This window comes from Pseudobacteroides sp. (assembly GCF_036567765.1).
Taxonomy (GTDB): Bacteria; Bacillota; Clostridia; order Acetivibrionales; family DSM-2933; genus Pseudobacteroides.
Genome location: NZ_DATCTU010000127.1, coordinates 1 through 14125 on the forward strand (window position 1 = coordinate 1; position 14125 = coordinate 14125).

A 14125-nucleotide genomic window follows, 5' to 3' on the forward strand; every position below is an offset into this window, starting at 1 on the left:
TAAGATTTCCTTCCATTCCGGGGCACCTCCAGATTTATTCGCTGAGTTCAGTCGCTCGCATATAGGTGGCTTCTTAGTGCCGACGATACTTAGACGGTCGCGTCTTGGTAAAATAGGTAGTCGCCAGATTTATATCAGAGCCTTATGCCAAAAGCATAAGGCTCTGTTTGCGTTACAGCAAAAAAATATAAATAATTTTGGCAAATATTAAAAACCAAGTATTCAATTTCATAAAAATAAATAGTATAATAATTATGTAAATTTAATATAGCACCTATAATACTCTATTCATGAGGGGGATTAATAATGAGATTAATTAACGGTCTTGCCTATCGTTGTTCAAACATGTTGATGAATCAGCTAAAAGAAAATCATGAAAAGAGAAGAGTATATTATTACGGCTTTATAATAGTTTTTGGGGCAATTTTAAAGGGATTGATTATTTTTTCCGTTTCATTTCTCTTAGGTGTATTACTACCCACATTATTTATTGTATTAATGTTTGGTTCGGTAAGAATGATTATCGGTGGGAGTCATCTGGACAAATACTGGAGGTGCATATTCACATCAATGTCATTTTTTATTCTTATAAGTTTAGCGTCAAAATACTCATTGAATTATTGGAATAGTGCAAGTATTGCTGTTTTTGTTGCAGTAACCTTTATAATTGCACTTTCAGGGATATTGAAATGGGCACCTTCAGACTCGCCAAACAGGCCTATAACCAATGAAATAGAAAAAAAGAGATTTAGAACGCTATCTATTTTATATTCTTTTCTATGGGTTATCTTAATTTCATGTGTACTTATTTTAAATATTACCGGGAGACTTTCAGATTCATCCAAGATATATATCATTGCTGCATGTTTTACCTTCCTACTTGCTATTTTTGCTATAAGCCCAGCCGGATACAAATTCTTTAGATTTGTAAGCGGTAAAAAAGCTAAAGTTAAACTTTAGTATAAATTTATGGTGTAAATTTATTTATCCCATTGTTTGTGTTGATTATCCATAATTGTTTCTTTACAAATAGACGTTATAGTATTAAAATAAACTAAGAATGTGTAAGCTTGTAAATTTAAAAAACCTTTTTTATGTCTAGTGAATTTTGGTGTATCCTAAACCAGGATTTCTTAAGACAGCAACCAAGGTTGCAAAATCGCAAGTGATTTTGTTCTTAGAGTAAAAAGGATTTTCTATTTAAGATTACTTCACACATTTCGCAAGAGATTAGGCTTTAAGACCAGCCATGCGAAATTGATTTGTGAAGTTATTTGTTTAAGCTGATTTTCTTACTTTTAACATAAACTTGTGTAAGCTCGTTAAAAGTTTAGCAATATTCATATATCAATAATATTAATTTATGTATAAAAGAGTTGGGGTAGAGACAAAAATGGATAAGAATGACTTAAAGAAAAGAATAATTGAGCTAAAAGAAAAAAGAAATGCTGTTATTGTTGCACATAATTATCAGGTTGACGAGGTGCAGGAGATAGCAGATATCGTGGGTGATTCATTTGCACTGAGTAAGTATTGTGCATCTGTTAATAAAGATGTCATTGTATTTTGTGGGGTACACTTTATGGCGGAAAGTGCCAAAATTCTAAGCCCCGAAAAAACAGTGCTTCTTCCGGAGATTGATGCTGGCTGTCCTATGGCTGACATGGTTACGGCAGAAGGATTGATTGAGGTGAAAAAGAAGCACCCTGATGCAGTAGTTGTTTGTTATATCAATTCCTCTGCGGAAGTTAAGGCAGAGAGTGATATATGCTGTACCTCTTCCAATGCAGTTGATATCATTAAAAAAATAAAGGAAAAGGATATTATATTTGCACCGGACCAAAACCTGGCCAACTTTGTAGCAAAGCAAGTTCCTGAAAAAAATATTATACCATGGAAGGGTTTTTGTATTACACATCATAAAATAAAGGCTGATGATGTAGTTAAAATAAAAGAGCTTCACAAAGACAGTCTTTTGCTTGTTCATCCCGAGTGCAAACCGGAAATTGTTGAGTTGGCGGATTTTGCAGGAAGTACCAAGCAAATAATAGATTATGCTACCGAATCAAAGCATACTAAGTTTATAATTGGAACGGAAATGGGGGTTTTATATAAGCTTAAAAAGCAAAACCCCGAAAAAACATTTTATCTTATGTCCCAAGGGTTGATTTGCCCAAACATGAAGAAAACTTCGCTTTTAAGTGTGTATAATTCGCTTAATGAAATGAAGTATGAGATTAATGTTTCTGAAGATATAAGAGTAAGGGCTATAAATTCTCTTGATAGGATGCTTGAATTAAGCTAAGGCATGAATGATAAATTAATTCCGCTTTTGAGCGGGTTATTTTTTGATCATGACTAAAATTATTTTAAATTTATAAAGGGCTGATTTAATTGAATGATTTCAGATATTTGATAAACTTTGATTCTAACCAAATAGAAACAGAATACCATGATGTAATTATTATAGGTAGTGGAATAGCGGGTGTATATACAGCCCTTGAAATTCCAGAGGAATATGATGTTGCTATTGTGACAAAAGAAACTATCGATATAAGCAATTCAGTTCTTGCACAAGGCGGTATTGCTGTTTCACTTGATAAGGAGGATTCTCCGGAACTTCACTTCAAGGACACAATTGTTGCAGGTGTAGGCCTGTGTGATGAAGAAAGCGTATGGGTTCTTGTGAAGGAAGCTGCATCAAACATAGAGTGTATTTGTAAGTATGGAGTCAACTTTGATAAAAAGGGCGAGGATCTGGCACTAACAAGAGAGGGTGCCCACAGCAAAAACAGAATTATTCATGCAGGTGATACAACAGGCAAGGAAGTCTGCGATAAGCTTATTGCCGAAGTTAGAACGCGTAGGAATGTTGTTATAAAAGAAAGGGCTTTTGCTATTGACCTGGTTACAGAAAACAATGAGTGTAAGGGTATTTTGGTATTTGATGAGGATACAGGAGCCTTGAAATTGTTCTTATCTCATTTTGTTGTGTGTGCCACAGGAGGGTTTGGTCAGATTTATAAGAACACCACTAACCCTGAGGTTGCTACAGGGGATGGCATTGCGATTGCTTATAGAGCAGGAGCGGAGCTTATGGATATGGAGTTTATTCAATTTCACCCTACGGTTCTATATCATCCCGAAAATAAAAGTTTTCTCATATCTGAAGCTGTTAGAGGTGAAGGTGCTCTGCTTCTAAATAACAAGGGGCAAAGGTTCATGCCTGGCTACCATGAATTATGTGAATTAGCACCAAGGGATATTGTTTCAAGGGCAATTTTTGAGGAAATGCGGAAAACCAATTCTACCAATGTGTATCTTGATATTTCATTTAAGGACAAAGAATATCTTGAGAGTCGTTTCCCAAATATTTTAAGGACATGTCTTAGCTATGGGATAGATATAACTAAAGATACAATTCCTGTATCCCCTGCAGAGCATTACTGTATGGGAGGTATTAGAACAGACGTATTTGGAAGGACCAACATAAAAGGGTTTTATTCATGTGGTGAGGCTGCTTGTACCGGTATACACGGTGCGAATCGCTTAGCAAGCAATTCACTGCTTGAAGGACTGGTATTCGGTCATAAAATTAGCGATCTTGTGAAGGAAAAATTAAAGGCTAAGGGAAGAAGAGCAGTCAATATATCGATAAGTTATTCCAGTGATAGGAAAAAAATCCAATTGGATAAAAAAGAAATAAAGAATAATATCCAGGAAATTATGACTAAGTATGTGGGTATTATTAGGGACGAACAAGGGCTTTTGCATGCATCCAACGTTATGAACGGCTACTATGATATGATAAAAAATATGGAGTATTCTGCAATTGAGGATTTTGAACTACACAATATAGTTCTTTTATCAAAGCTGGTTATTGAATCGGCTTTGGAAAGAAGGGAAAGCAGAGGAGCACATTTTAGGTCTGACTATAGTAAAACGGATAATGAAAATTGGCAAAAGAACATAATAAAAAAGATTAATTCTAATATTTGATTTAGTTTACGTATGGAGAGTGGTTAAATGTTAAACAGGTTTGAACTTGATGAGTTTATAAAGGCAGCTTTGAAGGAGGATATTGCATTAGGTGATATAACTACCGACAGTCTTATTGAACAAAGCTCTGTTTCCAATGCGGTTTATATAGCAAAAGATGATGGTATAGTTGCGGGATTATTTGTATCTGAAAGAGTCTTTAAGATTCTAGATGAAGGGATTGAGTTTGTAAGAAAGGTCAATGACGGAGAGCGGGTCAAAAAGGGGGATATAATAGCCGAAATAAGAGGGAATACATCAGCATTATTAAAAGCTGAAAGGACCTCTTTAAACTACTTACAGCATCTTTCAGGCATAGCGACCAAGACCGATACGTTTGCGGAGAGATTAAAGGGTCTTAAGACCAAGGTTGTGGATACAAGAAAGACTACACCAGGCTTAAGAGCACTGGAGAAGTATGCTGTTAAAATGGGAGGCGGTTCAAATCATAGATTTTGCCTTTCTGACGGTGTTCTTATAAAGGATAATCACATAAAAGCAGCAGGAGGGATAAAAGCTGCTATAGAAAAAGTACGGGCAAATATTCCCCACACTATTAAAATTGAGGTTGAAACTGAATCAATTGAACAGGTTCAGGAAGCTCTTGCGGCAAAAGCGGACATTATAATGCTTGATAATATGAGTCTTGATGAGATGAAGAATGCTGTAAATCTGATTGATGGAAGGGCGGCTGTCGAGGCATCAGGTAATGTTAATTTGGAGTCTATTCGTAAAATAGCTGAAACAGGTGTAGATATAATATCAGTGGGTGAACTGACCCATACGGTTAAGGCTTTTGATATTTCAATGAGATTTGTTTAAAAGAAATAAATATATTTTAAATTTATAAGACGCTCTAGGCATATTTTTAAAAGTTTGGGGTGCTCTTATTTTTTTAGCCAAGGATATTATGTATGTTCTAAATGCAATTTTCTTTAAACAACATCAATCTTCTAAAACTAAATAATGACCATATTTATATTTAATGGTTTATCAAGGGCACATCCGTCTTCTTATTGCCTAATTTTAATATGTATATAATATAATATTTTCACTATCAATATCCATTAAAATAAAACTAAAAAGCTAAACATATATTTCACAAATCTAGAATATATGTTCTGTTTTAAAAAAATACTTGACACAAATAAAAAACCCCTGTTATAATATATATTTTTTTGACAAGGAACATTACTTATGATATAATTGTATCAAACAGAAGATGAGGTGATTAAATGATTGAGAAGGGTGATTTGTTTCAGATTAAGAGGGATATTGAAACCTGCATAGGCGAAAAAGTTCAGTTAAAAGCAAACAAAGGCAGAAAAAAGACGTTTATAAGAGAAGGCGTACTTGAAAACACCTATTCCAGCATCTTCATAGTAAAGTTTGAGAATGAATACGAAGCTACCAGAAGAGTATCATACAGTTACACAGATATACTAACTAAGGCAGTAGAATTGGTAGTTTGTAAGGACAACAAGAGAATTCAAGTCAGCTGATGTTGCTATAGGGATTTAAATAATTGCAATTACTTTTCAAGATTATAAAAAGGTCGGATTAATCCGACCTTTTTATAATCTTGAAATATAATGTTTTGACTAAGTTTGATACAAAATAATAATCAAAATTTCTAACAGCTTATCATATATTCTCAAAATCCTTAATATACATTAATCAAGAATGACTAAAATTAAACTACCGCTATAGATTTTGTTATTATATATTAAGTTTTGAGGAGGATTGAACTATGTCTCTTGATGCTGTAAAGGAATCTTTTAGGGTTATTGATTCAGTTAGCGAAGAATCGATACAAACGGTTGTTGAAAACGATGTGATAGTACCCGATGTCAAACCCGACATTATGAGAATTTTGCTGTTAGACGGTGAAATTGCCATAAGCAGTACGGATATATCAAACGATAGGATAAGTATTTCCGGAAACATAAAGTACAAGATACTGTATATTTCGGATGATGAGAACTCAAGTATAAAAAGCATTAATACCAATGCCCCCTTTTACTCAGATGTAAATATGTCAAACGTTAGAGCCGGTATGATACCGGTAGTAAAGGGTGATATTGAGCATATTGAATACAATCTTTTAAACGGCAGAAAAGCTAACTTGAAAGCAATTATAAAAATAGATGTAAAGCTCCTTAATGAAGCTGATAAAGAAGTAATATGCGATCTTAAAGGGTATGAAGACATACAGGTTTTAAAGGAGAATGTGAATTTAAATAATTATATAGGGCAAAACAAAGCGGATATTTTGGTTGAAGACAGTCTTGAAGTTCCATCAGGAAAACCAGCTATAAAGGAAATCTTGAGGAATGATGTTAAGATAATTAACAAGGATTATAAGATATCTGACAATAAGATAAATGTAAAGGGAGAACTTAATATCTCCACCTTATATATTGCAGATGATGAACAGGGAAGCTTTCAGTCAATGGAGCATGAGATCCCCTTCTCCAAATCCATTGATATGGAAGGTGCAGGAGAAAATTCGAATTGTTATTTGGATTATAACGTACTTGATTACAGATTTGAGGCAGGAGAAGACAGTGACGGTGAGCTGAGGTATCTAAACGGTGAAGTATCATTAGAAGTTAACGGCCGCTGCTATGACAAAAAATGCTTGTCTGTTATTTCAGATGCATATACACCGCAAACTATTATTGAATTCGAAAGGGAAGATTTGATAGTTGAAGATGCTGCAATGGAAAATAAAAGCCAGATTATTTTAAAGGACACGATAGCTATTAATGAGGATAGCCCCGATATTCAAGAAGTATTTAATGTCATGTGCAGTCCAATCCTTAGCGAGTTCAAACTTTTCGAAGATAAGGCAGTTGTAGAAGGGTATATAAGGGTTAACCTGCTTTACTTATCAAATAATGCCGATGATCCTGTATCTTGCTTCCAACAGGAAGTGCCTTTCAGACAAAATATTGATATGAAAGGCATAAAGCCTGACATGAAATGTGATGTGACAATGGATATTGAGCACTATAACTATAGTGTTGTGTCAGTGAGCGAAGTGGAAATAAGGTTGGCTATAGGTCTTAATATATTAGGCTTAAATAAGCAAACAGTTCCCTTCATGGTTTCTGCTTCAGAAAAGAGCGTTGAGGACATTAAGAGAAACCGTAGACCCAGTATGACAATTTATTATACACAGCAGGGTGATAACCTCTGGAAAATTGCAAAAAGGTATTTCACAACAATAGAGGAGATAAGGAAGTTTAATAATATTAGTGACAAGGATGGATTATTGCCGGGACAGCAGATAATTATTCCCCAAAAAATAGTTTGCAGCTAAATAAAAACAAAAATTTATATGTAAGTATAACACGAGTGTCTGAATATATTGAATCAGGCACTTTTTGTTGAAAAGGAAATGTATATTGTATATAATAATATATGTTTGTTAAATTTATATTAACTGATTTACATTAAAAGCTAATAATTTTTTATTGAGGTTAAAATGGACAAAGTTGAGCATAAAGCCCGAGCAAAGATTAATTTGTCTCTTGATGTTTTAAGACGAAGAGAAGACGGATATCATGATCTGAGGATGATTATGCAGACCCTTGAGCTGCATGATCTGGTATGTATTGAGAAGACTGGAAGGCTGATAGAGATTGAGTGCGAAAGTGCTTACATACCTGAAGGTGAAGGCAATATTGCATATAGAGCCGCCAAGCTTATCATGGATGAGTATGGCGTAAAAAGCGGTGTTAAAATTAATATAAAGAAAAATATTCCTGTTGCAGCAGGACTTGCAGGAGGTAGTACAGACGCTGCCGCTGTTTTAAAGGGCATCAATAATTTATTTGAGCTGGGGATACAAATAGATGAACTTGCCAGAATAGGCAAAAAAATTGGTGCCGATGTTCCTTATTGCTTATACGGAGGAACAATGCTTGCTGAAGGTATCGGAGATGTTTTGACAAGGCTTTCGCCTTTGGACGGGTTGCACATTATTTTGGTAAAACCTAAAATTGGTGTGTCAACAGCCTATGTATATAACAATTTAATGCTTGATAAGGTTGAAAATAGGCCTGATACGGAGCTTATTATGGAAGCTGTAAAGAATAAAAACTTAAAGGTCCTAGCAGCAAATATGAGAAATGTATTGGAGACAGTTACAGAAGTCAAATATAATATAATCTCAGAAATAAAAGAAAAGCTTATAAATAAAGGTGCGGCAGGCAGTATGATGAGCGGAAGCGGACCCACTGTGTTCGGCATATTTGAGAGCAAGGCAAACGCACAAGAGGCCTTTGATTCTATGAAGAGTACCAGATGGGATTGCTTTCTCACACAAACAATTAACGAGGAGATGCTTTGATATGCATAGCAAGTTATCTAAAATCAATCTAAATAATTATAAACCGCTAAGAGATGTTATTTTTGATTCTTTAAGAGAAGCAATCATAGCTGGTGAATTAAAACCCGGGGAGCGACTAATGGAGGTTCAGCTGGCTGAAAAGATGGGGGTAAGCAGGACTCCGGTTAGGGAAGCTATAAGAAAGCTTGAGCTTGAGGGTTGGGTTGTCATGACAGCGAGAAAAGGAGCAAGTGTAGCAAATCTCTCTGTTAAGGACATTATGGATGTTCTGGAGGTAAGAGCTGCATTGGATGGTGAAGCAGCCTTTTTATCTGCTGTAAGGATAAGGGAAGATGAATTAAAAGAGATAAAAAACATAGAAGCACTGTTTGAGAAAAGTGTGGAAAAGGGTAATTTTCAAGACATTGTAAAAAAGGATGTTGAGTTTCACGAAGTTATTTATAAGTCTTCCAGGAACGATAAGCTTATGCAGATAGTAAGCAATTTAAGAGAACAGGTTCACAGGTTCAGAATAATTTACACAAAAGATTACAGTATTACACAAAACCTTGTAAAAGAGCATATTGAAATATTGGAGGCAATAGCTTCAAGAGACGCAAAAAAAGCACAAAAAGCTGCATATGCACATATAGAAAATCAAAAAGAAGCAATAGTTAAATCAATTAAAAAAACATGAGGTGATTTCTTATATGTGAAATTAAGCTCCTTGTGCTATTAATGGCTTGAATAAAGCTTCCTCTAGAATACTTCAAATCCCATTTGGTATATATGTTTCTTTATTTCCTGGGGCTTTATTTCATCAGGGTTGTAATCTATATTAACCATCTGTGATTTTAAATCAGTATTGATATTGGTGACTCCTTTTAAGGACTTTAAATCTTCTGTAATCTTGTCGGTACATGCACTGCATGATAATGATGGGATATTAAAGTTTACGGTTTCCATGTATTTTCTCCTTTATATCAAAAAATTGTAAAATTATAAATAATACGCATCTTTATTTTATCTTTAAAATAAAAAAATATTCAATTCAAGTTTTCCGGATAAGTCATTTTCATCATTAAATAAAACTGCATAGAGGCCGATATTATATGTATTCTATATTAAAATATTAATATGGGCTTGTCACAATGTGATTATGGATAATATAAAGAGGAGGCCTGGCTTATGAATGTATCGGAGTTGTTTGTGCCCTTTCCAAACAGTGTAAAAAAAATTATTTATCAGATGAGTGAAGTATCTGTTAATTATGAGGGCAGCTTTTATGTTGAAAATGATGATATTGTTTCCTATGGTGTTTGTTCGCTGATTTCTTTCTCAGGAATATTAAAGGGAAGGCTTTTAATAGACATGGAGCCGCAGCTAGCCCTTGCTATAGCTCAAAACATCAACGGAACATCCTTTACATCTGTAAAGGATGAGATGGTCCTTGCATCAATTTCAGAGTTAAATAATATTATTGCAGGAGATGGAATTACTGAGATAAATAACAGCATGAACCTGAAGCTAAGGCTTGCACCTCCTATAGTTTTTACAGGAAATAGTCCAATAATATGTATACCTAAGATTTCTTCCCAATCTCTAAACTGTACAACTCAATACGGCAAGTTGAAGATCAATGTTGCATTTGAAAGGAGTAGATAGTGTTATGGACGTTAAATATATTAATCCGTTTTTACAGGCCTTAATTAAAGTACTTGGAGAATATGGGGTAGATAACGTAACAAAGAGCGGACTCAAAAAGAAGGAGAAAATGAAGGTTGATATGGATATAACATCGGTAATAGGTTTGATAGGCGGGGCAAAAGGAAATATAGCATACTCCTTTTCAGAGGAAACAGCTATGAAGATCGCTTCTGCAATGATGATGGGACAACCTGTAGATACAATGGATGTGCTTGCCAGAAGTGCTATTAGTGAATTAACGAACATGGTAACGGGTACAGCCTGTGGAATTATGTCTGAGAATGGACTATCAATTGACCTGACACCTCCATCTCTCATATTTGGTAAAGATATTTACTTCATAATAAGTTCAGTTGAAACAATATGCTTGGAAATGGATACAGGATGTGGGAAAGTTGAGATAAATATAGGCCTGGAGATGTGACGAACAAAATTGCAAGCGATTTTGTTCGTGTCTAGGAAATTATGGTGTTTGCTACACCACAATTTCTCACGACAACGACCAAGGGTGCAAAATCGCAAGCTATTTTGTTCGTTGCAGTTGACATTTGAATATGGTAGTATTAATATCAAATAAAAAAACATTATAGGGGCCGATATAATTATGTGGTATAAAGAGTTTTTGAGCAGATATAAAGCAGGAATTTCTCATGAATTCCTTTTTTATTTCAATGTAAGGGATATAGTTGACAATTTTAGAAATATTGAACGATATATATATGAGGAGTTTTTAAAGCAGAGAAATTTCGGAATTATAGCTTTTTATGATATTTCAAGAGGGCTGACATTCTTTGAGCCTGGAATGGAGAGGGAATTTAATAAAATAACTTCAAACGAAGTAGCCGGGCAATATAGGTTGATGCCTTCGAAATTATTTCCATATATAGATAAGGCTCTCAAAAACACAAAAATGGCTATTTTCATAGACCATGTGGAGAAGATAATACCTTCAGGGGATGTGGGCAGCCTGTCTTTTGAAGAGCGTTCTGCTTTGATATGGATCAGTGGCTGGTCGGTAGACTCTAAAATTTCCAGCGTGGGTTCAGGAGTTTTTATGATGGCTGATAATCTTGCTGATGTAAGCAAAGAGATATTCAAGTCTTCATATAGGATTGAGCCTATAATAGTGGAGCTTCCGGGAGAGCAGGAAAGAAAAGATTATATCGAATACTTACTGAAGGAAGATGTTGTAAAATGTGATGTAACAATAGATGAGTTTGCTAAGCTGTCTTCTGGCTTAAACAAAAAATCTATAAAGGATATAAAGCTTAAGGCTGAGGCGGAAGATGTTCCTATAAGCTTTGAGTTTATCAAGGAAAAGAAGCACTCGGTACTCAAAAAGGAATATGGTGATGTATTAGAGTTCATATATCCTGAGATCGGGTTTGAGGATATAGGAGGAATGGAGAAAGCTAAGAATTATCTTCTTAAAAATATTATAAACCCTATCAAGAAGGGTGACTTAAGAAGGGTTCCGATGGGAATACTCCTTTGTGGACCTTCAGGTACGGGTAAAACTCTTCTTGTAAATGCATTGGCAAAGTCAAGCGGATTTAACTGCGTTAAGATTGACATGTCGAGAATTTTAGGCCAATATGTGGGTGAGAGTGAAAAGAATTTTAAAAAGAGCCTTCTTGGAGCTCAGTCTCAACAGCCGGTTATAGTCTTTGTGGATGAGATTGATACCGCATTTAGAAGAGGCGATAATGAAGAAAATGGTGTAAGCAGAAATATATTTAGTGAATTTTTACAGTTCACAAGTAATACAAATAATAGAGGGAAAGTTATATTTATTGCCGCAACCAACAGGCCTGACCTACTGGATGCTGCTCTTAAAAGGGCTGGAAGGTTTGATAAAAAAATTCCTATTCTGCTTCCGGAAGACGAGGAGAGAGCTGAAATCTTTAAAATAATGATGGCGAAGTATAAGTTTGAAACAGACATTGAGGATTTTGTACCTTTTGCAAAGAAGGCGGAAAACTATACAGGAGCTGAAATAGAGGCGGTTGTGAGAAAGGCCTATGAGCTTGCAAATGAGGATGAAAAGGAAAATACCTTGATAACAAGTGACATACTTTTTAATGCTCTCGATAAGTGCAGGCCAAATACACAGCAGGTTGAATTCATGACACTTTTGGCAATTAAGGAATGTGATGACAAAGACCTGCTAAGCGACAAATACAGGGATATGCTGGACAACAAAGAAGTGCTTGACGAAAGTATATCATTGGTATCGTCTTATAAATAGAAGACGTATATGCCCTTATGGAGGTGCATAATTCTAAATAGGGTTTACAACCGCTGTATTTTGTTATAAATTAATATTATATAAGAATTTTTAAGGAGGCAATAAAAATGGGATTGTTCAGTAGGCTTGGTGCTATGGTAAGAGGTTTCTTCGGTATGTTCGTAGGAAACATGGAAGAGAGAAATCCGGATTTACTGTTTGAAGATATAAAGAATCAGGTTGATAAGGCAAGAAAAGAAGCAGAACAGCAGATAATTGAAATTCAGACAAGTGCTGAGCTTATAAAGATAGAAATGAAAAATGCCGAAAAAAACCTTAATGCTGTAAGAGCAAGGGTTGAAGCGGCTCAGAGACAGGGAGACAAGGATATACTTGTTGAGCTTCTGGTACAGGAAGAAGAGCTTCAGACTACCTATGAGACCCATAAGGCAACTTATGATAATGCAATGGTTGAAGTTGCACGTATCAGAGAAGACTTTAAGATATTCGAATCTGAAATGTCTGCAAAGCTCAGCGAGCTGAAGACGTTGAAGTCACAGGCAAAGATGGCTTCATTGAGAGAAAATATAAATTCTGTTAATGCAAAGTACTCTTCAAGGAATACAAGAGTTGGAAGTATAAACGATAGCATGGAAAGAGCTAGAGAAATAGTTAATAAGAAAACCGCAAGGGCAAATGCAGTAGAATCTTTGAATGCTGATAATACAGAAATGAAGATAAAGAGATTGGATATGAATTCTGCAAGAGAAAGAGCCAAAGCCAGAGCAGAAGCTATGCTTTCCGGAGATCAAGGGTTTGAAGTGAAAGAAAAGAATGAAAATAAAACAACCAATTAATGCTTTTTACACCATAATCCAGAATCATTGTAACGGAATAAGCAAATAATAGATTTGAAGTTTATTTTCCGCGATAGGAGTAAATTCAGAGAGTATATGAAGCGTAAGTTATTTTTGAAGTCGTTGCTTAATTTTAGGAACATAAGTATACCTGCGTTGCTAGCAGTCGGTACAATAGTTGGCCAGGAACAATTGGCAGGTATTCTTCCTGCTATTGATGGTATGGTGCTACCTGCCGGAATAGGGGCCTCTGTGGTCATTTATACTGCATTAGTGCTCCAAAAGCTAAACAGTCAAGCATTCTACGACAAGGTTAGTGCCGAGGAGAAAAGAAAGCAGCTTAAAGCCCTAAACCAAAAGTGCATCCAATTGGCTTACGAAGCAAAAAGGCATGTTAATTCTGCTTATTATGCCAGGTTAAAAAAGACAATGGATCAAAAGAATGATATTCTCAATTCTTATTTGGATGGGGAAAAGGGGTATCTTAAGGGTAAGATTGTTGAGCAGACTTTTAATCTTTTGCTGATATACTTGAAACTTTTGATAAACTTCTCAAAAAGAAGTAAAGAGGTTTCCAGCATAGACATAACAACAATAGCCAACAGGGTTAATGCCAATAACCGTAAACTCAGCTTTAATGCCAATACCAATATTGCAGAGGATATAAGACGTGCTATTGAAATGGATGAAAAAATGATTGAAAGAATAAAAAACGAAAGGCTCGAACTTGAAAAAATAAGTGCTAAGCTTGACTACATGGAAAGTATGGTAGCTATGTACAGGCAGCAAATAATATCAAGCCTTGAGTCTGAAGAGATGCTGGAAAGAATTGAAACTGCCATAAACGAAGCAGATGCTTTGGATACAGTACTTGATGAGAGGCAAAAAAGAAGGTTTAAAGCATAATTTGAATGGTGATATAATATAAAACAACAAAAGACAGGGGCCTTAAGGGCCCTT

At 35.2% G+C, this 14125-nt stretch carries 14 protein-coding genes; 13 read left to right on the forward strand and 1 reads right to left on the reverse strand.

The features are described from left to right. Positions 1–306 precede the first annotated feature (306 nt). The 8 genes from VIO64_RS21835 to VIO64_RS21870 all read left to right on the forward strand — a co-directional run bounded on the left by VIO64_RS21835 (position 307) and on the right by VIO64_RS21870 (position 9071). On the forward strand, positions 307–960 hold the full coding sequence (locus tag VIO64_RS21835) for an accessory gene regulator B family protein (protein WP_331921866.1): 654 nt from the start codon (positions 307–309) through the stop codon (positions 958–960). 433 nt (positions 961–1393) lie between these two features. Beyond that, a complete protein-coding gene (gene nadA / locus VIO64_RS21840) occupies positions 1394–2305 on the forward strand; it encodes a quinolinate synthase NadA (protein ID WP_331921867.1) in 912 nt (303 codons plus the stop codon). Positions 2306–2394: 89 nt separating this feature from the next. Beyond that, positions 2395–3999: an L-aspartate oxidase gene (gene nadB / locus VIO64_RS21845; protein WP_331921868.1), complete on the forward strand. Its 1605-nt coding sequence runs from the start codon at positions 2395–2397 to the stop codon at positions 3997–3999. Positions 4000–4026: 27 nt separating this feature from the next. Continuing rightward, positions 4027–4860 (forward strand): carboxylating nicotinate-nucleotide diphosphorylase, encoded by an 834-nt coding sequence (gene nadC / locus VIO64_RS21850; RefSeq protein ID WP_331921869.1) that lies wholly within the window; start codon positions 4027–4029, stop codon positions 4858–4860. Between the two features lie 413 nt (positions 4861–5273). Beyond that, positions 5274–5540 (forward strand): Veg family protein, encoded by a 267-nt coding sequence (locus tag VIO64_RS21855; RefSeq protein WP_036935014.1) that lies wholly within the window; start codon positions 5274–5276, stop codon positions 5538–5540. A gap of 248 nt (positions 5541–5788) precedes the next feature. Beyond that, positions 5789–7363 carry a DUF3794 and LysM peptidoglycan-binding domain-containing protein gene (locus tag VIO64_RS21860; protein ID WP_331921870.1) on the forward strand — a complete coding sequence of 525 codons (1575 nt, stop codon included), beginning with the start codon at positions 5789–5791 and terminating at the stop codon, positions 7361–7363. 165 nt (positions 7364–7528) lie between these two features. Next, positions 7529–8395, forward strand: a complete 867-nt coding sequence (gene ispE, locus VIO64_RS21865) for a 4-(cytidine 5'-diphospho)-2-C-methyl-D-erythritol kinase (protein ID WP_331921871.1) — start codon at positions 7529–7531, stop codon at positions 8393–8395. 1 nt (position 8396) lies between these two features. Then, positions 8397–9071 (forward strand): GntR family transcriptional regulator, encoded by a 675-nt coding sequence (locus VIO64_RS21870; RefSeq protein ID WP_331921872.1) that lies wholly within the window; start codon positions 8397–8399, stop codon positions 9069–9071. A gap of 62 nt (positions 9072–9133) precedes the next feature. Here the strand turns inward: VIO64_RS21870 and VIO64_RS21875 are convergent, their stop codons facing one another. Next, positions 9134–9340 (reverse strand): heavy metal-associated domain-containing protein, encoded by a 207-nt coding sequence (locus VIO64_RS21875; RefSeq protein WP_331921873.1) that lies wholly within the window; start codon positions 9338–9340, stop codon positions 9134–9136. A gap of 222 nt (positions 9341–9562) precedes the next feature. Here VIO64_RS21875 and VIO64_RS21880 point away from each other — a divergent pair, with 222 nt between their 5' ends. From VIO64_RS21880 to VIO64_RS21900, 5 genes are all read left to right on the forward strand, one after another. Then, positions 9563–10039, forward strand: coding sequence for a chemotaxis protein CheX (locus VIO64_RS21880; protein ID WP_331921874.1), 477 nt, complete (start codon positions 9563–9565; stop codon positions 10037–10039). A 4-nt stretch (positions 10040–10043) separates the two neighbouring features. Next, positions 10044–10505 carry a chemotaxis protein CheX gene (locus VIO64_RS21885; protein WP_331921875.1) on the forward strand — a complete coding sequence of 154 codons (462 nt, stop codon included), beginning with the start codon at positions 10044–10046 and terminating at the stop codon, positions 10503–10505. Between the two features lie 180 nt (positions 10506–10685). Further along, a complete protein-coding gene (locus tag VIO64_RS21890; RefSeq protein ID WP_331921876.1) occupies positions 10686–12329 on the forward strand; it encodes an ATP-binding protein in 1644 nt (547 codons plus the stop codon). Between the two features lie 107 nt (positions 12330–12436). Next, positions 12437–13165, forward strand: coding sequence for a PspA/IM30 family protein (locus VIO64_RS21895; protein WP_331921877.1), 729 nt, complete (start codon positions 12437–12439; stop codon positions 13163–13165). Positions 13166–13261: 96 nt separating this feature from the next. Beyond that, positions 13262–14071 (forward strand): hypothetical protein, encoded by an 810-nt coding sequence (locus tag VIO64_RS21900; protein ID WP_331921878.1) that lies wholly within the window; start codon positions 13262–13264, stop codon positions 14069–14071. Positions 14072–14125: the final 54 nt, after the last annotated feature.